The sequence below is a fragment of the Halorhodospira sp. 9622 genome (assembly GCF_022228025.1).
Classification (GTDB): Bacteria; Pseudomonadota; Gammaproteobacteria; order Nitrococcales; family Halorhodospiraceae; genus Halorhodospira; species Halorhodospira halophila_A.
In genome coordinates this window covers 88709-110191 of the sequence record NZ_JAJNRE010000005.1, presented here as the reverse complement: position 1 = coordinate 110191, position 21483 = coordinate 88709, and the positions used below count along the sequence as shown (strand labels likewise).

Below are 21483 nucleotides of genomic sequence, written 5' to 3'. Positions count from 1 at the left end.
CGCTTGCGGTGTGTCAAAGAAGGGGCTCAACCACTCGCCCGCGTCTCCGCGCGGCGGCAGATGGCGCGGGCCAGCCCCTTGAACAGGATGGCGTGGGCGGGCTCCATGGCGTACCAGTACATGCGCCCGGGCACCCCCCGCGGGGACCAATACGCGGTCACCCGCACGCGGGTCTGCTGCTCATGGGGCCGGACGGTGAACTCCAGCACCCCGGTCCCCGGGGCCTTCATGCCGAAGCCCAACGCCAGACGCTCCCGCGGCTCCACCACCAGCACCCGCCATGAGTCGATGACATCGCCGGGGCGCAGGTCGGTATGCAGCGGCCGCCCCCGGCTGAGCCCGCGACCGCCGAGCAGCGCATCCAACGACTCGCGCAGGCTCCACAGCGGGTTCATGTAGTAGTAGCGGTTGGGCCCGCCGATCGACACGCACTGCTCCCAGACCGCCGACAGGGGGGCCGTGGTCATCGCGCTCGCCCCGGCACGAAAGGGAAAGCGCGGGTAGTCCAGCGGGTTGGTCATGGGCCACGGCTCCTTGGTATCCGCCTCAGTGCGGCGCACCCTCGTCGGTCGCCGCCTGTATGCCGCGACGCTCCAGCAGCGTACCATCCAGCCGGTAGAGTTCGACCAGCGCGGTGCGGTACTCCACCTGCGCCGCCGCCTCGCTGATCCGACTCTCGAGCAGATCGCGCTGGGCCTGGACCACGGCGAAGGCGGTCGCATCCCCGGCCCGGAAGCGCTCATCTGCTGCGCGCACCTGCTCCTCGCGGGCACGGCGGGTGGCACGGCTCGCCTCGATCTGGGCGGCCGCCCGCTGCAGCTCCAGATGGGCCGTGCGGACATCGTGGCGCACCAAGCGGGCCATATTGCTCAGACTCAGATTGGCCTGGTTGCGCAGGGTCAGCGCCTGGCGGTGCTCCGCCTCAGGGGCGCGATTGGTCAGCGAGCGTCCCAGGGAAATCCCCACCTGCGCGTCGTAGCTGGACCCGTCCAGGTCCCGGGGCGCACCGCTGAAAGAATCGGCATATCCACTGCTGCCCAACTGGATAAACAACTCGAGCTCGGGCAACAAGCCATTCCGCGTCCGGGTAACCTGCAGGTTCTCGCTGCGCAGATCCAGGCGGGCCTGATTGAGTTCCGGGCGCCGCTCCAGGGCCAGGGCCAGGTGCTCGGCCACCGGATCGGGCTCGACGACCAGGCGCTCGGGGTCGGTCAGGGGCTCGATCTCTCGATCCTCCTGGAGCTGATCCTCGCTGCCGATCAAGCGCAGCAGCTCCAGCCGCGCCGCCTCGCGGCGGCTGCGCGCATCGATCAGCTCCTGGCGGCGCAGGGCGGCCTCGGACTCCAGCGGGGCCAGCTCGGTCTCGGCCAGGTCGCCCAGCTCGATCCGCTGCTCGGCCCGCTCCACCTCCTGCTCGGCCAGCTGCAGGGACTCCTCGAAGATGGCGATCTCGCGGTCGGCGAGCACGAAATCCCAATACGCCGACTCCACGTCCGCCACCAGTTGCTGCGCGAAGCCCTGCAGCTCGTGCTCCGAGCGCAGGGTTTCCAGCTCCGCCTGGCGCAGGCTGACCAGGTTGACCGCTCGCCCCCGGCCCTGCAGGAGCTGCTGGCTGAGCCGTAGCTGCAGGCCACTGGTATGAAGCTCCTGCCCGGTTTCACGATCCTCGTCGAAGTCCTGGACCGCCGACAGGCGCCACTCGGCCCCCATAGGCAGACGCTGACTGATGCCGGCCGAGAGCCCGACGTCGGTGCGATCGGTATCCCGCGCCCGACCGGTCTCAAGGCCGATCTGCTCCAGCTGCCGCCGCCGGTAGTCCCCCTCTAGGAAGACTTCCGGATCGAACGCCCCCAGCTCGATCTGCTCAAAGGTGCCCGCCGCCACCGGGCCGAGGCGCTCGGCCTGGAGCGCCGGGTTGTGCTCGACGGCGCTGTAGACCGCCTCCTCCAGGCTCAGCTCCCACGCCTCGTCGCCGCCGGCCACCACGCGGCCGGCGAGCAGCAGCGCCGCGCCCAGGAGCAGGCCGCCGGTCAGCGGGCGGCGCCAGCCGCAGTCACACCATCGCATGCCGTCTGCCCTTCGCCGAGTGGAACAGGGTGAAGACCACCGGGATGACCACCAGGGTGATCAGGGTGCCGGTGATCAAACCGCCGAGCACGGCGCGGGCCATGGGGGCCTGCGCCTCGGCGCCCTCGCCAATGCCCAGTGCCAAGGGCAGCAGGGCCAGGCCGGTGGTCAGCGAGGTCATGAGCACCGGGCGCAGCCGTCGTCGCCCGGCGATGAGCACCGCCTGACGCGGCGGGGCCCCGCGGACCAGGCTGCGGTTGGCGCGGTCGACGAGCAGGATGCCGTTGTTCACCACGATCCCGGCGAGCAGGATGATGCCGATGAACGACTGCGCGCTGATGGTGGTGCCGGTGGCCCAGAGCATCCCCACCACGCCGACACCGGCCAGGGGCACCGTGAACATCACCACCAGGGGATTGCGCAGGGATTCGTAGAGCGAGGCCATGACCATGTAGACCAGGGCCACCGCCAGCAGCAGGGTGATGGTCAGTTGCTGCAGCGCCTCGGCCTGCTCCTCGTAGTCGCCACCGATGCGCCAGCCGTAGCCACGCGGCACCGGGACCCCGGCCAGCTCGGCGCGGGCGTCGGCCACCACCGAACCGAGATCCCGGCCGCTGATGTTGGCCTGCAGCGTGGTCACCCGCTGGCGGTCGCGCCGCTCGATGGTCAGCGGCGACTCGCCCTCCACCACATTGACCAGGCTGCGCAGAGCCACCGGCTCACCGCTGCGGTTGGGCACGGTGAGATCGAGCAGCTCTTCACGCTCGATCTGCCGGGCATCGGCCAGGCGCACACGGATCGCCACCTCCTCGCCGGTATCCCGATAGAGCCCGGCGCGGGCACCCGCCACGGCCACCTCGATGGTATTGGCGATGCGGCTGACCGAGACGTCCATATCCGCCGCCCGGGCCCGGTCAATGTGCAGCTGTTCCTCCGGCGCCGAGCGGTCCTGACCGGTGCGCACGTCGGTGACCCCCTCCACCCGGCTGACCCGCTCCTCCATGGCGCCGGCCACGCGGTCCAGGGTCTCGCGCTGGAAGCCGAAGACCTCGATGGTCAGCTCCTCGCCCTCGGCGCCGAAGCCACCGCGGGTCGGCCGGGTCTGCCGGGCGCGCACGCGCACCTCGGCGCCGGGGGTGGCCTGGAAGGCCTCGCGAAGCTCGTCGGCCACCTCTTCGGTGCTGCGATCGCGCTCGGTGACCGAGACCAGGGAGAAGTCCAGGCGGCTGGTGTCCCCGCCGCCGGCACGGAAGCCGCCGGTGCCGGAACTGGAGACCCAGTGCTCGGCCTCGGGCACCATGGCGACGGCCCGCTGCTCGATCCGGCGCATGCGCTCGTCCATGAACGCCAGCGAAACCCCCGGCTCCCACTCGAAGCTCATGCGGATGTCGCCCTCGTCGGTGCCGGGCATGAGCTCGGTGCCGAGCCGCGGCACGATAGCCACCGCCAGCACCACCAGCGCCGTGGCCAGGCCCATCACGGCGCCGCGGCGACTGAGCACACCGCCGAGCAGACGCCGGTAGCCACGCTCCAGTGCTCGGTACCAGGCCACCCGGGCCACCCCTTCGGAGCGCTGGGGCAATCGGGCGGCGAGCATCGGCACAACGGTGAAGGCCACAATGAGTGAGCCGAACAGGGCGAAGCCGACCACCCAGGCGAGCTGGGTGAATAGCGCCCCGGCGATCCCCTCGAGAAAGACCAGCGGCACGAAGATAGCCAGTGTGGTCAGGGTGCTGGCGGTCACCGCCGGAGCCACCTCTAGGGTGCCGTTGACCGCCGCCTCATAAGGGGCCAGGCCGCGCTCGCGGCGGGCCATGATCGACTCCAGCACCACGATGGCGTTGTCGACCATCAGCCCCACGCCCAGGGCGATCCCACCCAGGGTCATCAGGTTCAGGGTGAAACCGGCAAAGTAGACCAGGGCGAAGGTGGTGACCAGCGACACCGGGATGGCCACCGCGGCCACCATGGCGGCGCGCAGGTCGCGCAGGAAGATCAGCAGCACCACCAGCGCTAGCACACCGCCGAGCAGGATCGCCCGCCCCAGGTTCTGCATCGAGCGCTCGATATAGACGGCGGTGTCGCGCACTGGCGTCAGGCTGACCTGGGGCAACTCGTTGCGCAGCTGCTCCAGTTCCGCGCGCACCCGCTCTGCCGTCGCCACGGTGTTGGCGTCGGAGCGACCGCGGACCGCCAGGCGGATCCCCGGCTCACCGTCGATGCGGATACGCCGCGTCTCCTCCTCGTGAGTGTCGCGGACCTGCGCCAACTGCCCCAGCCGGACCAGCGATCCGTCTTCCCCGCGGGCCACCGGCAACCCCTGCAGCGCGTCGAGGTCGGTCACCCGCCCCGGCACGCGCAGCCCGAGTTCCAGGCGGCCCTCCGCCCGGCGCCCGGCGGCCACCTCGAAGTCGGCATCCGCAATGGCCTCACGAACATCCTCCAGGGAGAGCTGCGCGGCGCGCAGACGCCCCGGATCCACTGCAACCTCGATCTCTCGCTCAAGACCGCCCCAGATATCCAGGGCCCCGACCCCGGGCACCCGCTCCAGGCGGTCGCGAATGCGGTCCTCGGCCAGAGAGCGCAACTCGATGGGATCGAGCTCGGCGGACAAACCGATAACCAGAACGGGACGGTCGGAGAGGTCCAGAAAGCGCAGCCGCGGCCGATCGGCCTCGTCCGGCAGATCGCGGACGATCCGATCCAGCCGCTCGCGGATGTCGTTGGCCGCGGCCTCCAGATCGGTCCCCCAGGCAAAGGAGAGGCTGACGTCGCCCTGATCCTCGGCGGAGACCGATTCGATGCGCTCCACCCCGGCCACCGGGGCAACAGCGTTCTCGATGGGCTCGACGATCTGCGACTCCACCTCCTCGGGGCCCGCGCCCGGGTAGTTGGTGGAGATGCGCAGGGTGGGGTATTCGATCTCCGGCAGCAGGTCCACCGGCAGCCGGTCGAGGGCGTTCAGGCCCAGGGTCACGGCGATCAGCGTGACCATCACGGTAAAGACCGGACGCCGGGCGCAGAAGGCGGCGATCTTCACGGCGCGGCCACCTCGTTACCCGGCTCGCCGACCACCTCGACGCGACTGCCGTCGGCGAGCAGGTGCTGACCGAGGGTCACCACGGCGCCGCTCAGGGGCGCCTCGCCCTCCGCCTGCGGGCGCACCTCGACGCGCCCCCCGGCACGCAGACCGGTCTCCACCGGCACCAGGCGCACCCGCGGCGGACCCTCCTCGGCCTCCTTGAGCAGAAAGACCGAGGACCGGCCGCCGCGCTGGATGACCGCCTCGCGGGGGACGGTGACCACGTCCTCGGCGCGCCCGACCTCCACCGCCAGGCGGGCGAACATGCCCGGACGCAGGCGGCCTTCGGGGTTGGGCACGGTGAATTCCACCCGGGCCTGGCGCGTGGTGGCGCTGAACAGCGGGGCCAGGCGAGCCACCTCGGCCGGGAAATCGGTATCCGGGTAGCCCTCGACGCGCAGCCGCGCGGCCTGGCCGGGCATCAGGCGGGCGTACTCCCGTTCGGTGACGAACGCCTCGGCCCGCAGCTGCGAGACATCCAGCAGGGTCAGGATCGCCTCGCCGGCGCTGACCGTGGCACCGGGGTCCTTGAAACGCTCGCCGACCACCCGCTCGCCGTCGTCCCAGTCGGCGCGGATCTCGGTGAACGAGCGGCGGATCTGCGCGGCGCTCAGCGCCGCCTGCTGCTGGGCGATCTGCGCGCGCGCCACCTGCACGCGGCTGCGCTCGGCGGCCACCTGGGCTTCGGCCGCCTCCAGCTCGGCGGCGGATGCGATCTCGCGCTCCCTCAGCTCGCGGGTGCGGTTGAGGTCGCGCTCGGCGGAGGCCAGGGCCGCCTGGCTCTCGGCCAGCTGCGCGCGTGCTACCTCGAGGCCAGCCTCGGCTTCGGCCACCTCCTGCGCCACCTCCTGATCATCGAGCCGGGCGATCAGGTCGCCGGGCTCGAGGGTGTCACCGATGCGCACCTCCAGGCTGCGCAGCTCACCGGTGACCTTGGGGGCGAGCTCGTAGCGCACATTCGCCTCGAGGTTGCCGTCGAAGCGGCGCACATCCTTCAGGTCGCGACGCTCCACCGGTTCGACCTCGACGGCTACGGCGGCGCTCTCGCGCTCCCCGCCGGGGCCGGCGCCGGTACCCAGGTCGGCGCGGAACAGCGCCACGGCACCGATCACGATCAGGGCACTGGCGCCCCACAGGAGGAAGGTCTGGATGCGGCTACGGGCTCTGACGGGCATGGAGTCTCGATCGGTTCACCGGTTGGAGAGGTGCGGCAAAGTATACCAATCCCCTGGGCCGCTTCGGGGAAAACCGGCCCAGGCCCGCTGCCCAGTGGCTACGCCCCGCGCTCGCCGAGCAGTTCCCGCAGGCCGGCTTCATCGAGGATTTCGACACCGAGTTCCCGGGCCTTGTTCAGCTTGCTGCCGGCATCCGCCCCCGCCACCAGGTAGTCGGTCCGGCTCGAGACGCTGCCGGTCACCCGACCGCCACACGCCTCGATGGCGGCCTTGGCCTCGTCCCGGGTCAGGCCCTCCAGGGTGCCGGTGAGCACCAGGGTGCAGCCGGCCAGGGATGACGCGGCGACCTGCTCCGGCGGTTCCGGCTCAGGCCAGCGGACCCCGGCGGCGCAGAGGTGATCGACCACGTCGCGATTGTGGGGCTCGGCAAAGAAGCCGGCGATGGCCCGCGCCACCACCGGGCCGACATCCTCCACGGCCTCGAGCTCCTCGGCCGGGGCCGCCATCACCCGCAACAGCGCCTCGCTGGTGATCGCCGTCCCCGCTTCCACGCCGGCGGCCTCTCGCAGCCGGCCCAAATCGCCGCGGGGGATCGCGGCCGTCAGACCGTAGGCCGCTTCGGACAGGCGGCGCGCGGTCACCTCACCGACATGGGGAATCCCGAGGGCGTAGAGGAACCGCGCCAGCGTTGTACGCCGCGCCCGCTCGAGGGCGGCGAGGAGGTTATCGGCGGACTTGTCGCCCATACGCTCGAGCCCGGCCAACTGGGCGTGGCTCAGGCGAAACAGATCAGCCAGGTCGGCCACCAGCCCCTTGGCCACCAGCTGCTCGACGATCTTCTCGCCCAGCCCGTCGATGTCCAGGGCGCGGCGGGAGGCGAAGTGGAGGATGGCCCCCTCGCGCTGCGCGGGGCAGTAGAGGCCGCCCACACACCGGTGGGCCGCCTCGCCCTCGATGCGCTGCACCGCCGAGCCGCACTCCGGGCAGGTCTGCACGCGCTCCTCGAAGCGCCACGGCTCGGCCTGCGGCGGGCGCTTGTCGGGAATCACGGCGGTGATCTGCGGGATGACGTCGCCGGCACGGCGCACCATGACGGTATCGCCTTCGCGCACGTCCATGCGCGCCAGCTCGTCGGCGTTGTGCAGGCTGGCGCGGGCAACGGTGACACCACCCACCTCCACCGGCTGCAGCCGGGCCAGGGGGGTGACCTTGCCGGTGCGTCCCACCGAGGGGACGATCCGCTCGACCACGGTGGTCGCCTCCCGGGCCGGGAGCTTGAAGGCCAGGGCCCAGCGGGGGGCGCGGGCGGTGAAGCCGAGCTGCTCGCGGGCGGCCAGGTCATCGACCTTGAACACGGCGCCGTCCACCTCGAAGGGCAGTGCATCCCGGTCCTCGATGAGCCGCTCGCGGTAGGCCTGGCACGCGGCCACGCCTTCCAGGCGCTCCAGCGGCGCGGTGGTGCGAAAGCCCCACTCGGCCAGGCGCTCGAGCACCTCCCAGTGGGTGGCCACCCCCAGCGCCAGCGGCTCGCCGACGCCGAAGGTGAACAGGGTCAGCGGTCGCTGCGCGGTGATCCGCGGGTCGAGCTGCCGCAGCGACCCGGCGGCAGCGTTGCGCGGGTTGGCGAAGGGCCGCTCGCCCGCCTCGAGACGGGCCTGATTGAGCTGCTCGAAATCCTCCTTTCGGATCACCACCTCGCCGCGCACCTCAAGCCGCGCCGGATGGCCGCTGCCGCGCAGGCGCAGCGGCACGCTGCCGACGGTGCGCACGTTGTGGGTCACGTCCTCACCGCTCTGCCCATCGCCCCGGGTCCCGGCACGCACCAGCACACCGTCCTCGTAGGTCAGGCTCAGCGAGATGCCGTCGAGCTTCGGCTCACCGGTGTAGAGCACGCTGGCCACGCCGAGCCGGTCGCGGATGCGGCGGTCGAACTCGACCAGATCCTCGCCCTCGAAGGCGTTGTCCAGCGAGAGCATGGGGGTGTCATGGGCGACGGCGGCGAAGCCCTCCTGCACGGTCCCGCCCACCCGCCGGGTGGGCGAGTCGGCGGTGGCCAGATCGGGGTAGGCCGCCTCCAGGCGCTGCAGCTCGGCGAACAGGGCGTCGTACTCGGTATCCGAGATGCTCGGCCGGTCGAGGACGTAGTAGCGGTGATCGTGCTCGGCGATCTCGGCGCGCAGCTCGGCCACGCGTCGCTGCGCCTGCTCGCGGGACGGCGTCGATTCAGCCACGCTCGCTCCTTGTCGGGTGGGTCTTATTGGCGCTTATGCACGGCGATGTGCAGCCGCCGCCGGTGCTCGCGCAGCTGTTCGCGCATGTGCTCGGCGATCTGCTGCGTCATGGTGGAACGGGTGCTATCGAGCAACTCGCCACCGAGTTCCACGGATACCTGGTAGGCCGTGGCCAGCATCGCGTCGAGCACCTGCTCGCCATCCACTGGCAGGGGTAGCTGCATGAAGAACACCAGCCCCGGGGTCTCCAGGCCCGGCAGCGTCTCCTCCGGGTCCAGATACCCCGGCTCCACCATGCTCGCCGCACTGAACAGGGTCACTCGCCCCGTCTCACTCTGCCCGCGGCGGTGCCAGATGCGTTGCTCGCCCGGAACCATGCGCACCCGCCGCAGGGCCCGCTCGATCGCCGGCCCCCGGAAACGCTCGCCTTCCGGGGCGGCCACAAACGCCACCAGGATCTTCTCCGCTTCCTCGACATCGCCACTGCGGTAGGCGGCGATCTCCACCTGCGAGGCCGGCGATAGCTTCAGCGGCGCCGGCTCCTCGACCCCGGCGGTGGCCGTCCCGCCGCCCCTCCCTGCCGGCGACGGCTCCGACTTCTCTGCCCCGCTCACGGCGTCGCTTGCCCCGCCCGGCTCCGCGTCGGCATGCCCCGCTGGCTGCGAACCGCTTCCGGCGGCGTCCGCCCCCGCCCCTACGGGTTCACCGGCCGCCGCCTGGGGCTGCTCCCCGGCTGGTGCCAGGCCGGCGCGTTCCGCCTCGGCGGCAGCGGAGCGGTGCGGCGTGCCGGTTCGCTCGTCCGGTTCGCCGGCGGCTGCCTCGGCGGACTGCCACCAGGGCCGATCGTCGCCCTGCTCGCCCGTCTGCGGCGTCGCACCCGACGCAGCGGGCCGTTCGCCCAGATCCAACCCCAGGTCGAGCTCCTCCGGGGCCAGCTCTTCCCGCTCGGCAAGGAGATCGTCGATGCCGCGCAGCTCATCGTCATCGATCACCGGGCGCTCTGACTGGCCGGGGCGCAAATCGCCGCCACCCCCTTCCTCGCCGGCGCCGGCGACGCCCCCGCGCCCCTGTGCGCTACCCGCCGCCGCGGCGGCCGGCTTCTGCTCGGCGTGCCGGCGGCGCCGATCCCGCCACCGGCCGAAGGCGTAGATCGCCAGCAACACCAGCACCCCTACGCCCAGGATCGTCCAACGCATCGCATCCATGGGTCTCTCTCCGTTATCCGGCCTCGGCGATATCGAGCGCCTCGTCCACGTCCACCGCAACCAGCCGCGAGACGCCGGGTTCGTTCATGGTGACCCCGAGCAAGTGGGAGGCCCGCTCCATGGTGGTCCGGTTGTGGGTGATCAGCACGAACTGGACCTTCTCGGACATCTCTTCGACCAGATCGCAGAAACGACCGACGTTGGCCTCATCCAGCGGGGCGTCCACCTCGTCGAGGAGACAGAACGGCGCCGGGTTGAGGTTGAAGATGGCAAAAACCAGCGCCACCGCACTCAGCGCCTTCTCGCCGCCGGAGAGCAGATGGATGCTCGATACCCGCTTGCCCGGCGGCTGCGCCATGACCACCACCCCGGTGGACAGCAGATCGTCGTCGGTCAGTTCCAGATAGGCGCGCCCGCCCCCGAACAACCGGGGGAAGAACCGCCCCAGCCCCTCGTTGACCTGATCGAAGGTCTCACGGAAACGCGCCCGGGTCTCCCGGTCGATGCGGCGAATCGCCGTCTCCAGGGTCTCCAGCGCCTCGTTGAGATCAGCGTGCTGCTCGTCCAGATAGCCGCGGCGCTCCTCCAGCTGCTGGCACTCGTCGATGGCCGCCAAGTTTACCGATCCCAAGCGCCGGATACGCTCGCTGACCTGCTCCAGGGCCTGCTCCCACGCGGCGACGGTGGCATCCGCGGCCAGGCGCTCGGCCACCTCGGCCTCCGATTCGCCGAGTTCGGCCAGGGCATCGGCCTCGTGGCTGCGGTGGACGCGCAGCTCGCCGGTCTCCAGGCGCAGCCCCTCCAGCCCCTCGCGCAACTGCTCGGCCCGCTGCTCGGCCTCGGCCCGCGCCTGCTCCTGCTCGCGCAGCTGATGATCCAGATGCTCAGCCTCGCTGCGCGCTTCGGTCAGCTGCGCCTCCGCTTCGGACCGGCGCGCCAACAGGGTCTCGCGCTTTTCGGTCAATTCGGCAACCGGGTCTTCATCGTCGCCCAGAGCAGTCTCCAGCTCCGCCCGACGGCGGTCGTAGCGCTCACGCTGCTCCTCGGAGCGGCGCAGCTGCTCGCGCACGGACTCCAGGGCGGTGCGGGCACTCTCGAGCTTGCCGGCCAGATCGTAGCGCCGCTCACGGGCCTCGCGCAGCCGCTCGCCGGCGCGCTCGAGTTGCTCGCGCTGATCCTGCTGCTGCGCCTCGACTTCGGCGGCGCGCTCGGCGGCCGTGGCGGCAGCGGCGGCGGCCTCCTCGGCAGCGGCGGCGGCCTCCTCCTGTTCCTCGCTGGCCGCATCGCGCTGCTCGACCAGGCGGCTGCGCTCTCCGGACAGCTCCTCGCGCCGCTTCCGAGCCTGCTCGAGGGACTCGCGGCGGTGTTCCAGACGAGCCTGCAGGTCGGCGTGGCGCCGGTGCAGCGGACCAAGCTCGGCAGCCAGTTCATCGCGCCGGCGCTCGGCCTCGGCGGCCCCGCCGCGGGCGTCGGCCAGCCGGCCCTCGGCCTCCTGGACCCGCGCCTCGGCATTCTCCACCTCCTCGCGCAGAGCCTGGATCTCCTGCTCGCGCTCGAGCACACCGCTCTCGGCGTCCTCCTGCCCGGGCAGGCGCACCCAGTTGGCGCCCATCCACACCCCGTCGGGGGTGACCACCGTCTCGCCGGCGGCCAGCTCGGGGCGCAGGGCCTCGGCCGTGGCGGCGTCCGGGGCGCAGCGGATCCCGGCGAGCAGCTCGCGGGCCGCCTCGCTGCCGTGAACATGCGCCGCCAGGCGATCCTCGGCCGGTGCCGGCAGCAACTGGGCCTCGCCGACCAGGGTCAGCGGCCCGCCGTCCGGGGCCCCCTCGCTGGGCAGGAATTCCGGCTCGATGCAGACAGCCTGCAGGGCGTCACCGAGGATCGCCTCCACCGCCCGCTGCCAGCCGGCATCGACACGGACCGTCTCGGCCAGGCGCGGGGCGGCGGCCCAGCCGCGGCGTTCGAGCCAGGCGTGGCGATCGTCCCCGCGCCGGCCCAGGGCCGACTCCTGCAGGGTCTCCAGGGAGGTCAGCCGGGCCCGCGTCCCGGAGACCGCCTCGCGGGCCGCTTCCAACTCCCGGGCCGCCTCGTCCCGCTCGGCGGCGCGGGTCTCCAGCTCCTCGGCGGCGGCATCGCGGCGCTGCTGCAGGTCCTCAAGTTCGGCGGAGAGCTGTTCCTCCTCCGACTCCAACTCGCTGATGGCGCTCTCCAGCGCGTGCAGATCCACCGAGTCGCGCTCGTCGTCGAGGGCCTCGATGCGCTCGTCGAGCTCACGGACCCGGCGGGCGGCGGCGTCATGACGAGTCCGCTCCACCTCCTCGCGCCGCTGCGCCGAGGTCTGCTCGGCGCGGACGGCGTCGGCCTCGTCGCGCCAGGCATCCAGGCGCCCGCGAGCGTCCTCCTGAGCGGATTCCGCCACCTGCTCCTCTTCGCTGGCCGCCTCCAGGGCCGGTTCCAGCTCCTCGACCCGCTCCTCGAGGACCGCGCGCTTGTCCCGATCAGCGGTCACCGTGGCGTCCAGCTCCTCCAGCGCACGGCGGGCCTCGGCCAGCTCCTCCTCCCGCCGGCGACGCAGGTCGCGGGCACTCTGGATGCGCTCGTCCACCGAGGCGATCTCGGCCCCGATCTCGTAGTAGCGGCCCTGGATGGTGTTCAGCGCCTCGTGGCGCTCCCGGGCCGACTCGCGCAGGGCCTCGATCTCACGCTCGGCGCGGCGCTGCTCGGCCACCGCCGACTCGCGCTGGTTCTCCTGCTCGCGGATGCTGGCGTCGCGCTCGGCGATGCGCTGATCCAGATCACGCAGCCGCAACAGCGAGAGTTCACCGCGTAGGCGCCGCTCCTCAGCCTTGTAGGAGCGGTAGCGCTCGGCGGTCTCGGCCTGGCGGCGCAGCTTCTCGAGTTGCTTGTGGACCTCATCGCGGACATCCTCAAGCCGCTCCAGGTTCTCGCGGGTATCCCGGATGCGGCGCTCGGTCTCGCGACGGCGTTCCTTATAGACGGAGATGCCCGCAGCCTCCTCGAGGTAGACGCGCAGCTCCTCGGGGCGGGACTCGATCACCCGCGAGATCATGCCCTGCTCAATGATGGTGTAGCCCCGCGGCCGCAGGCCGGTGCCCATGAAGACATCCGAGATATCGCGCCGCCGACAGCGGGTGCCGTTGAGGGCGTATTGCGACTGCCCCTCGCGATTGACCTGGCGCTTGACGGAGATCTCGTTGTAGGCGGCGTACTGGCCGCCGATGGCCCCGTCGGTGTTGTCGAAAATGAGCTCGATGCTCGCCTTCCCCACCGGCGAGCGGGCGCTCGAGCCGCTGAAGATGACATCGCTCATGGACTCGCCGCGCAGGTGCTTGGCCGAGCTCTCGCCCATGACCCAGCGCACGGCGTCGATGATGTTCGACTTGCCGCAGCCGTTCGGCCCCACGACGCCGACCATGCGTCCGGGCAGGGGCACCGAAGTGGGGTCCACGAAGGACTTGAAGCCGGCGAGTTTGATCCGCTTGAGATGCATCGTAGAGACGACGGGCGCGTCCGGTTAGGATAACGGACCATTATCAAGCCTCACCGGACCCTTGGAAAGCCATGTCGACTGAACCCTCGAACGCCCTGGAGACCTTCGCAAACCCCAACCCGGAGCGGGATTACACCATCCGGATGGAGATCCCGGAGTTCACCTGCCTGTGCCCGAAGACCGGCCAGCCCGACTTCGCCACGCTCAACCTGGAATACACCCCGGACCGGCACTGCGTCGAACTCAAGTCGCTGAAGCTCTACATCTGGTCCTACCGCGAAGTAGGCGGGTTCCACGAGGCGCTGACCAACCAGATCCTCGCCGACCTGGTCGACGCCACGCAGCCGCGCTACATGAAGCTGACGGCGCACTTCAACGTGCGCGGCGGGATCTGGACCACGGTCGAGGTGGAGCACCACGGCCGCTGACCCCAGGGGCGGCATGAGCGGGCCCGGCGCACCGTTCTCAACCCGCTTCGCCCCCTCGCCCACCGGGCCGCTGCACTTCGGCTCGCTGGTGGCGGCGCTGGGCAGCTGGATCGAGGCCCGCCACCACGGCGGGACGTGGCATGTGCGCATCGACGACCTCGACCCGCCGCGCGAGGAGCCCGGGGCCGCCGATGCCATCCTGCGGATCCTGGAGGCACACGGGCTGGGCTGGGACGGCGAGGTGGTCTACCAGAGCCGGCGCGGTGCGGCGTACCAGGCCGCGCTGGAGCGCCTGCGCGGCGCCGGCCTGGCCTACCCGTGCGCCTGCTCACGCCGCGAGATCCAGGCCGCCGCCCGCCGCCACGGGGCCATCGGGGCGGTCTACCCGGGCACCTGCCGCGACGGGCTGCCCGCCGGCCGCGACGAGCGCGCAGTGCGGGTGCGCACCGACAGCGCGCGGATCCGTTTCAGCGATGGCGCCGCCGGCTGCATCACTACCGATCTGGAGGCAGAGGTGGGCGATTTCGTCATCCGCCGCGCCGACGGCTTCTTCGCCTACCACCTCGCCTGCGCGGTGGACGATGCCGCCTTCGGTTACAGCCACGTCATCCGCGGTCAGGACCTGCTGGTCTGCACACCGCCACAGATCCACCTCCAGCGCCTGCTCGGGCTGCCCACCCCGATCTACCACCACCTGCCGCTGGCGTTCAACGAGCACGGCCAGAAGCTCTCCAAGCAGAACCGGGCGCCGCCGCTGAGCGAGGACCGGGCCGCGGCGAACCTGGTCGAGGCGCTGGGTCTGCTCGGCTATGCAGCCCCGGAGCGGCTGCGCCGGGCCGCCCCCGGGGAGGTGCTGGCCTGGACCCTGGCGGCGCGCGCCGGATCAGAACCGCTGGCTTAGCGCCACCCGCACCTCGCGGCGCTCGCCCTGCACCCGTGGGGCCGCCAGGTAGCGCTCGTCGGTGGCGTTGTTGACGCGCAGGTCGAGCCGGGCGCCCCGGGACCATTCGAGGGTGCCGCCGAGGCTGTGCACGGTGTAGGCGTCGGTGCGGTACTCGTTGGCATCATCCAGGTACCAGCCACCCACGTACTCGCCGCAATACCAGAGGCTGAGCGGCAGGGCGGTGTACGCGCCCAGATCGTGGCGCAGCTCCAGGCCCGCCAGGTGGCGGGGTACGCCCTCCAGGTGGTTGCCGCGCTGCTGCGGCTCTTCCTCATCGTAGCTGCGGCTGCGCTGGATGGTTACGTTGGGCACCACCTGCCAGACTTCGGTCTGCAGCCGGTAGCGCGCCTCGACCCCTTCCACCTCCACCTCGCCGACCGCGCGGAAGTAGTCCTCATCCGGATACGCCTCATCCTCCTGCGGCAGGTTCTCCTCGCGCAGGTGGTAGGCGGCCACGGCCAGTTGCTGGCGGTCGGTCGGCGCATGACGCCAGCCGAGTTCGGTGATCGCGCTCTCCCGCGAGGGGAGAAAATCGCCGTGACGATCCTCGCCCTCATTGGGGCGCAGGCCGGTCCCGGCGTGCACGTAGACGCGGCTTCGCGGGGTCACATCCAGCTCCGCCCCGGCCTGCCAAGTGACCCCACGGTCCTCGGCCACCACCGCCAGCTGGGGATCGTCCTCATCGCCCTCGCGCACCTCGTACTCGTTGTGGCGCACCCCGGCGGTGAAGGCCCAGCGCTCGCCAAGCTCGATGCGATTGGCCAGGTAGGCCCCGTACCGATCGACCTCCTCCGGGCCCTCCTGGCGCTCCAGGGCCAGGTTGCCGAGGCGGATCCCGGAGAAGTCGGGATCCCGGGGATCAACGCTGAACTGCTGCCACCAGTCGCCCTCGTCATCCCAATAACGCAGCTGGTCGCGCTGGAAGTCGATCTCCTGTCGGTGCGCATCCGCGCCGGCGACCGCCTGCCACCGTCCCCAGTGGGTGCGCCGCTCGAAATCGACCTGCAGCCGAAGATCCTCCTGGGTGTATTGATCATCGATCCGGGCCGCGTAGCCGGCCACCGGCTCCGGCGCCGGCAACAGGCCAAAGGAGTAGAACCCCAGGATCAACTCCTCCCGGTCCACCTCGGAGTACGCGGCGCTGAGCGAGACGCCCAGGCCCTCGGCGAGCTGGTGGTCCCAGTAGAGCGCACTGCGCTGATAGCGCCGGTCGCTCTCCTGCTCCGGGCTGTGCAGCGGGGTGTCGTAGACCGGGCCGTCCTCCAGCCAGACGGTGCCCATGTCGTAGGGCCGACGATTGCGCTGGAATTCGTGCTCGAGGCGCAGCTCGCCGTCGGCGTGGTAGCGCCAGGCGAGGCCACCGAGTACATGGAGCCGCTCGGTCGGCTGCGCGGCGGGACGGCGCTCGCCATCCTGGCCGGCCAGTGTCAGGCGGTAGGCGAGGTCGTCGCCGATCGGCCCGGTGCTGTCAGCCACCACGCGCCGGTGGTCCGGATGGCCCACCTCCACGCCCACCTCATGGGCCGGCGTGTGTTCCGGTCGCTTGCCGTGGTAACGGATGGCGCCACCGGGTGAGCCGACCCCCTGGAGGATCGCATCGGGGCCGGGGACGATCTCGACACGCTCAATCGTGTAGGGGTCGCGGACGAAGAGCCGATCGATATCCGTCAGACCGTTCCACTGCGGGGTAGTGACGGTGAAGCCGCGCAGGGTCCAGGCGGTGCCCAGGCCGCCTTCCTCGCGCCCGGCATGCCCTCCGGGCACCCCGCCGGCCAGCCCTTCCAGGCGATCGGGGCGGCGGGTCGCGAGGGTGGACTCATCCAACTCCGTGCGGCTGAAGCCGGCCCGGTCCGTCGCACGGGCGCCCTCGCCCCCAGGGATGTCGCTGCCCACAGCGGGCTCGGAGAGGACGGTGACAGGTGGCAGGGCGCCTTCCGCAGCAACGGCCCACCCCGCGGCCAGGGGGCCGCCGAGCACCAGTGCACCCAGGCTTATGGACGGTAGCGCGCGCATCAACATCCCTTTGGTGCGGTCGACTGGGGGCGAGGATACGGGACCCCGGGGCGTCGGAACAAACTGACGGCGGCTTCGGAAACTGGCCACGCTGCGGCCGCCGTGCTACTTTCCGTAACATAACGAGAGCGCCCCGAACCGGCGCCGCCTGGAGGAGATTCCTGTTGCGCAATGGACCCGGACCCGCTGCCGGAAGCGTGGCGCTGTTCCTGCTGGTGCTCTTCCTGCTGGCCACGCCGTTCACCGACTGGTGGATGCAGGCCCAGCCGCCCTGGTACGTGCCATACCTGGGCTGGGCAGTGGTCATCGCCTTGGGCGGCTGGCTGATCGAACGGGGGAGCGGGCGTGACCTTTGACCTGCTGACCCTGTTCCTGGTGGGGGTCGCCTACCTGGGGCTGCTGTTCGTCATCGCCTTCGCGGTAGACCGACGCTGGTTCCCGCGGGCGGTGGTCCGTCACCCGGTCTTCTACGTCCTCGCCCTGGGTGTCTACGCCACCACGTGGAGCTACTACGGCTCGGTGGGCTTCGCCGACGAGCACGGCCTGATCTTCGCCACCATCTACCTCGGGGTCACCGCCGCCTTCCTCCTGACGCCGGTGCTGCTCGCCCCCCTGCTGCGCCTGACCAGCAACCAGCAGCTAACCTCCGTGGCCGACGTCTTCGCCTTCCGCTTCTCCAGCCAGTTCGCTGGCGTCCTGGTCACCGCCATCATGCTCGCCGGCATCCTGCCCTACATCGCCCTGCAGATCCGTGCCGTGGCCGAGTCGACCCTGGTGCTCACCGGCGGGGGCCACGACCCGCGCCCCCTGGCGCTGGCCTTCTGTCTGATCGTGACGGTCTTCGCGATCATCTTCGGCGCCCGCCACGTCACTCCGCGGGTGAAGCACACCGGGCTGGTGGTCGCCATCGGCCTGGAGAGCCTGGTCAAGCTCGGCGCCCTACTGATGGTCGCCTGGGTGGCCGTCGACCTCGCCTTCGACGGCCCGGCGGGCCTGTCGGCATGGCTGCGCGAGCAGCCACAGCAGACGGACGACTTCTATCAGCCGGCGCTGGAGGGGCCGTGGCTGAGCCTGCTCACCCTGACCTTCGCGGCCGCCTTCCTGCTGCCACGCCAGTTCCACATCCTCTTTACCGAGAACCTGTCGCCGCGCAGCCTGACCCGCGCCAGCTGGGCCTTCCCGCTCATGCTGCTGCTGCTGGCGCTGGCGGTGCCGCCGATCCTCTGGTCCGGCACCGCGCTGGATGCCGGCACGGCCCCCGATTACTACGTACTCGGCCTGGCCGCCCTATCCGGCTCCGAGCCGCTGACCCTGCTGGTGTACCTGGGGGGCATCTCGGCAGCGACGGCGATGATCGTCGTCTCGACCCTGGCCCTGTCGTCGATGACCCTGAACCACCTGGTCATGCCGCTGATCAAGTCGCTACCGCATCAGGAGCCCGACCTGTACGCCACCCTCCGCTGGACCCGGCGGTTCCTGATTACCCTGCTCATCGTCTTCGGGTTCACCTTCTACGAGTTGCTCGACCGCACCGAAGCGCTGGTCGAGTGGGGGCTGATGTCGTTCCTGGCCATGGCGCAGTTCCTGCCTGGGATCATCGGCGTCCTCTACTGGCAGCGAGCCACGGTCTACGGCTTCGTGGCCGGCCTGCTTGGCGGTGCGCTGATCTGGCTAGACACCGTGCTGCTGCCGGCACTGGCCGGTACCGAGCCGTTCTTCCTGCTCGGCTTCCCCCAGGCCCGCGAGAGCGCCACTGAGCTCTACGGCATCGCCACCTTCTGGTCCCTGGCCCTCAACGGCCTGCTCTTCGTGGGCGTCTCACTGTTCACGCCGCAGCGCTCGGCGGAGCGACAGGCCGCCGAGGTCTGCCGCGACCAGACGGCAGCGGTCGCACCCGGCACCCTGCAGGCGGCCTCGCCCTCGCAGTTCGTGGTCCAGCTAGCACCGGTCACCGGCGAGGAAGCGGCACGCCAGGAGGTCTCCCAGGCGCTGCACGACCTGGGGCTGCAATGGAGCGAAAACCGGCCCGACCGCCTGCGCGCCCTGCGCGATCAGGTCGAGCGCAACCTCTCCGGAATGATGGGGCCGATGCTCGCGCGGATGATCGTCGACAAGCGGCTCCAGCTCGACCGGACGGCCCGCACGGCGCTGACACACAACATCCGCCAGATCGAGGAGCGTCTGGAGTCCTCACGTAACCGATTCCGCGGCCTCGCCGCGGAACTCGACCGACTGCGCCGCTACCACCGCCAGATCCTTGAGGACCTGCCTCTGGGGGTCGTAGCGGTCACCACCCACGGCCGCGTGGTGCGCTGGAACACGGCGATGCAGGGCCTGTCCGGCATCCCGGCGAACACCGCGCTGGGCTCAAGGATCTGCGACCTGCAGGCACCGTGGGATTACCTCCTGGACCGGTTCCTGACCATCGAGCAACCACAGCACCAGGAGCAGATCCCGCAATCCGGCGGTGAGCAGCGCTGGCTGTCGCTGCACAAGACGTGCATCCGCGAATCCGGCCGCGGGCGGACCGGAGACACCCTGATGATCATCGAGGACATCACCCACATCCGCCGCCTCGAGCGGGAGCTGGCCCACAGCGAGCGGCTGGCCTCCATCGGCCGACTGGCCGCGGGCGTGGCACACGAGATCGGCAACCCGGTGACCGGCATCGACTCCCTGGCACAGAACCTGCGCGGCGAGTCCGACCCCGAGATCCTGCGCGAGAGCGTCGACGAAATCCTCGAACAGACACGCCGGATCAACAACATCGTGCAGACGCTGATCGGCTACGCCCACGCCGGCTGCGCCGACGAGCGAACACCGGACCCCGTGCCGCTGAGCGAAGTTGTCGAAGAGGCGCGCCGGCTGGTCCAGCTGAGCAAGCGCGGCCAGGACCTGGAGATCGACAACCAGCTCTGGGCCGAACTCCAGGTCCGCGGCGACCGCCAGCGGCTGGCCCAGGTCTTCGTCAACCTCTTCTCGAATACGGCCGACGCCTGCGGCCCTGGCGGGCGGATCGCAATCTCGGCGCGCCGGTACGGCGACCGCGTGCAGATCCGCGTGGTGGACAACGGCCCGGGGATCCCGGCCGAACTGCTTGATAAGGTGATCGAGCCGTTTTATACCACCAAAGCCGTGGGTCAGGGCACCGGCCTCGGCTTGCCGCTGGTCTACAACATCGTCAGTGAACAGGGAGGCGAGTTCTCGATCACCGCCGACAGCGGCGGCACCACGGCGTGGATCACGCTGCCGGTGCTCGATGCCGCGCCGCCGGCCGAGCACGCCGCGACCAAGGAGGAATAACCCCAAATGGCCGACCTGCTGCTCATCGAGGACGAATCGGTCATCCGCAAGGCCCTGGAGCGGCTGCTGAGCCGTCACGGGTACAGTGTCCACCAGGCCGACTCTCTCGAACAGGCCCAGGAGCGCTGGAACCTGGACGCCTTCGACCTGATCCTCGCCGACATGCGCCTGCCCGGCGAGCCCGGCACCGAGGCCATCGAGCGCACCACGGCCCCGGTGATCATCATGACCAGTTACGCCAGCGTGCAGTCGGCGGTGGAAGCCATGCGCCAGGGCGCAGCGGACTATATTGCCAAACCCTTCGACCACGACGAGCTGCTGCTGCTCGTCGAGCGCACCCTCAAGGAAGGCCGGCTACAGCGCCAGAACGCCGCCCTCAAGGCCCACGTCGAGCGCGATTACCCGGTCACCGGCATCGTCGGCAACTGCGAGGCGATGCGGGCGGTCTTCGAGCGCATCCGCAAGGTCGCCCCCACCGATACCTCGGTGCTGATCCTGGGCGAATCGGGCACCGGCAAGGAGCTGGTGGCCCGGGCGCTGCACGAGCAGAGCGAGCGCCACGAGGGGCCTCTGGTGGCGGTGAACTGCGCGGCGATCCCCGACGGACTGATCGAAGCAGAGCTCTTCGGCCATGAGCGGGGCGCCTTCACTGGCGCCGTCGGCGCCCGTGCGGGGCTAGTGGAATCCGCCGACGGCGGCACGCTGTTCCTGGATGAGATCGGCGAATTGCCCCAGCAGGCCCAGGGACGACTGCTGCGGGTCCTCCAGGAGGGGGAGATCCGGCGCATCGGCTCGACACAGGCCCGGCGGGTGAACATCCGCCTGGTGGCCGCCACCCACCGCGACCTCAAGAGCCTGGCCGGCGCCGGCGAGTTCCGCGAGGATCTATTCTTCCGGATCAACGTGATGGAGATCCGCCTGCCCCCGGTGCGCGAACGCGCCCCGGACATCCCCGAACTCGCCCGCTTCCTGCTGGAGAAGACCTGCCAGCGGCTCAACCGCGCCCCTCTGGAGCTCTCGCAGGCAGCCATCGACGCCATGGGCGCATACTCCTGGCCGGGCAACGTGCGCGAGATGGAGAACACCATCGAGCGGGCGGTGATCCTCAGCGAAGGCAACACCATCAGCCCGGATATGCTCGGCCTGCCCGCGGCCGAAAGCGCGGCAGCCGGGTCCGAATCCGGCGCCACGGCCGAGACTGGCCCACGCCAGGACCTGTCCCTGGAGGACTACTTCCGCCAGTATGTCCTGACACACCAGGATCACATGACCGAGACCGCCCTGGCCCGAGGGCTCGGCATCAGCCGCAAGGCGCTGTGGGAGAAACGACAGCGCCACGGGATCCCACGGCCGGGTAGCAACCGGGCGTGACGTGTTACCTTTCGACACACCTGTGGACCGGAAGGCGTGCAACCTCGTAACACTTTGCTCTGCTATCCTCCCCGCGTGACCAGAGCGCGGGCACTTACGGCCGGGTCGTCGCCAGGAGACGGCCAGCTTGACCGACCAGAAATCCGGGAGGAGA

13 protein-coding genes are annotated in these 21483 nt (G+C 70.7%); 5 read left to right on the top strand and 8 right to left on the bottom strand.

What is annotated here, in order from left to right; genetic code table 11:
• Positions 1-26: 26 nt before the first annotated feature.
• The 7 genes from LRG07_RS04460 to smc all read right to left on the bottom strand — a co-directional run bounded on the left by LRG07_RS04460 (position 27) and on the right by smc (position 13271).
• The gene (locus LRG07_RS04460; RefSeq protein ID WP_201171763.1) at positions 27-521 is read right to left on the bottom strand and encodes a DUF2867 domain-containing protein; all 495 of its coding nucleotides are present in this window, start codon (positions 519-521) and stop codon (positions 27-29) included.
• A gap of 25 nt (positions 522-546) precedes the next feature.
• Positions 547-2067 (bottom strand): TolC family protein, encoded by a 1521-nt coding sequence (locus LRG07_RS04455; protein WP_238641876.1) that lies wholly within the window; start codon positions 2065-2067, stop codon positions 547-549.
• Positions 2054-5107 carry an efflux RND transporter permease subunit gene (locus LRG07_RS04450; RefSeq protein ID WP_201171766.1) on the bottom strand — a complete coding sequence of 1018 codons (3054 nt, stop codon included), beginning with the start codon at positions 5105-5107 and terminating at the stop codon, positions 2054-2056. The genes LRG07_RS04455 and LRG07_RS04450 overlap by 14 nt, the downstream gene beginning before the upstream one ends.
• Positions 5104-6324, bottom strand: a complete 1221-nt coding sequence (locus LRG07_RS04445) for an efflux RND transporter periplasmic adaptor subunit (protein ID WP_238641875.1) — start codon at positions 6322-6324, stop codon at positions 5104-5106. Before LRG07_RS04445 ends, LRG07_RS04450 begins: the two co-directional genes overlap by 4 nt.
• Positions 6325-6422: 98 nt before the next feature.
• On the bottom strand, positions 6423-8555 hold the full coding sequence (ligA, locus tag LRG07_RS04440) for an NAD-dependent DNA ligase LigA (protein WP_238641874.1): 2133 nt from the start codon (positions 8553-8555) through the stop codon (positions 6423-6425).
• A gap of 23 nt (positions 8556-8578) precedes the next feature.
• Positions 8579-9760, bottom strand: coding sequence for a cell division protein ZipA C-terminal FtsZ-binding domain-containing protein (locus LRG07_RS04435; RefSeq protein ID WP_238641873.1), 1182 nt, complete (start codon positions 9758-9760; stop codon positions 8579-8581).
• Between the two features lie 13 nt (positions 9761-9773).
• The gene (gene smc, locus LRG07_RS04430; RefSeq protein ID WP_238641872.1) at positions 9774-13271 is read right to left on the bottom strand and encodes a chromosome segregation protein SMC; all 3498 of its coding nucleotides are present in this window, start codon (positions 13269-13271) and stop codon (positions 9774-9776) included.
• Positions 13272-13342: 71 nt separating this feature from the next.
• Here smc and queF point away from each other — a divergent pair, with 71 nt between their 5' ends.
• Both queF and gluQRS read left to right on the top strand, forming a co-directional pair.
• Positions 13343-13699 (top strand): preQ(1) synthase, encoded by a 357-nt coding sequence (queF, locus tag LRG07_RS04425; protein WP_238632720.1) that lies wholly within the window; start codon positions 13343-13345, stop codon positions 13697-13699.
• A 13-nt stretch (positions 13700-13712) separates the two neighbouring features.
• Entirely contained in the window at positions 13713-14600 is an 888-nt protein-coding gene (gene gluQRS / locus LRG07_RS04420; protein ID WP_238641871.1) for a tRNA glutamyl-Q(34) synthetase GluQRS, read from the top strand.
• Here gluQRS and LRG07_RS04415 read toward each other — a convergent pair.
• Complete coding sequence (locus LRG07_RS04415; RefSeq protein ID WP_238641870.1) at positions 14583-16655, bottom strand: TonB-dependent siderophore receptor; 2073 nt, start codon at positions 16653-16655, stop codon at positions 14583-14585. The two genes, gluQRS and LRG07_RS04415, sit on opposite strands and share 18 nt — an antisense overlap.
• Before the next feature lie 164 nt (positions 16656-16819).
• Between LRG07_RS04415 and LRG07_RS04410 the strand changes: the two genes are divergently transcribed.
• From LRG07_RS04410 to LRG07_RS04400, 3 genes are read left to right on the top strand one after another with little or no spacing between them, the layout of a single operon-like run.
• The gene (locus LRG07_RS04410; protein WP_201171796.1) at positions 16820-17011 is read left to right on the top strand and encodes a hypothetical protein; all 192 of its coding nucleotides are present in this window, start codon (positions 16820-16822) and stop codon (positions 17009-17011) included.
• Positions 17001-19958, top strand: a complete 2958-nt coding sequence (locus LRG07_RS04405) for a sensor histidine kinase (protein ID WP_201242923.1) — start codon at positions 17001-17003, stop codon at positions 19956-19958. Before LRG07_RS04410 ends, LRG07_RS04405 begins: the two co-directional genes overlap by 11 nt.
• Before the next feature lie 6 nt (positions 19959-19964).
• Positions 19965-21329, top strand: coding sequence for a sigma-54 dependent transcriptional regulator (locus LRG07_RS04400; protein ID WP_201171802.1), 1365 nt, complete (start codon positions 19965-19967; stop codon positions 21327-21329).
• Positions 21330-21483 lie beyond the last annotated feature (154 nt).

Bases quoted from the DNA above. Each gene is read 5' to 3' on its own strand.
- LRG07_RS04460 (WP_201171763.1), bottom strand. From the start codon at position 521: ATGACCAACCCGCTGGACTACCCGCGCTTTCCCTTTCGTGCCGGGGCG.
- LRG07_RS04455 (WP_238641876.1), bottom strand. From the start codon at position 2,067: ATGCGATGGTGTGACTGCGGCTGGCGCCGCCCGCTGACCGGCGGCCTG.
- LRG07_RS04445 (WP_238641875.1), bottom strand. From the start codon at position 6,324: ATGCCCGTCAGAGCCCGTAGCCGCATCCAGACCTTCCTCCTGTGGGGC.
- LRG07_RS04435 (WP_238641873.1), bottom strand. From the start codon at position 9,760: ATGGATGCGATGCGTTGGACGATCCTGGGCGTAGGGGTGCTGGTGTTG.
- smc (WP_238641872.1), bottom strand. From the start codon at position 13,271: ATGCATCTCAAGCGGATCAAACTCGCCGGCTTCAAGTCCTTCGTGGAC.
- queF (WP_238632720.1), top strand. From the start codon at position 13,343: ATGTCGACTGAACCCTCGAACGCCCTGGAGACCTTCGCAAACCCCAAC.
- gluQRS (WP_238641871.1), top strand. From the start codon at position 13,713: ATGAGCGGGCCCGGCGCACCGTTCTCAACCCGCTTCGCCCCCTCGCCC.
- LRG07_RS04415 (WP_238641870.1), bottom strand. From the start codon at position 16,655: ATGCGCGCGCTACCGTCCATAAGCCTGGGTGCACTGGTGCTCGGCGGC.
- LRG07_RS04400 (WP_201171802.1), top strand. From the start codon at position 19,965: ATGGCCGACCTGCTGCTCATCGAGGACGAATCGGTCATCCGCAAGGCC.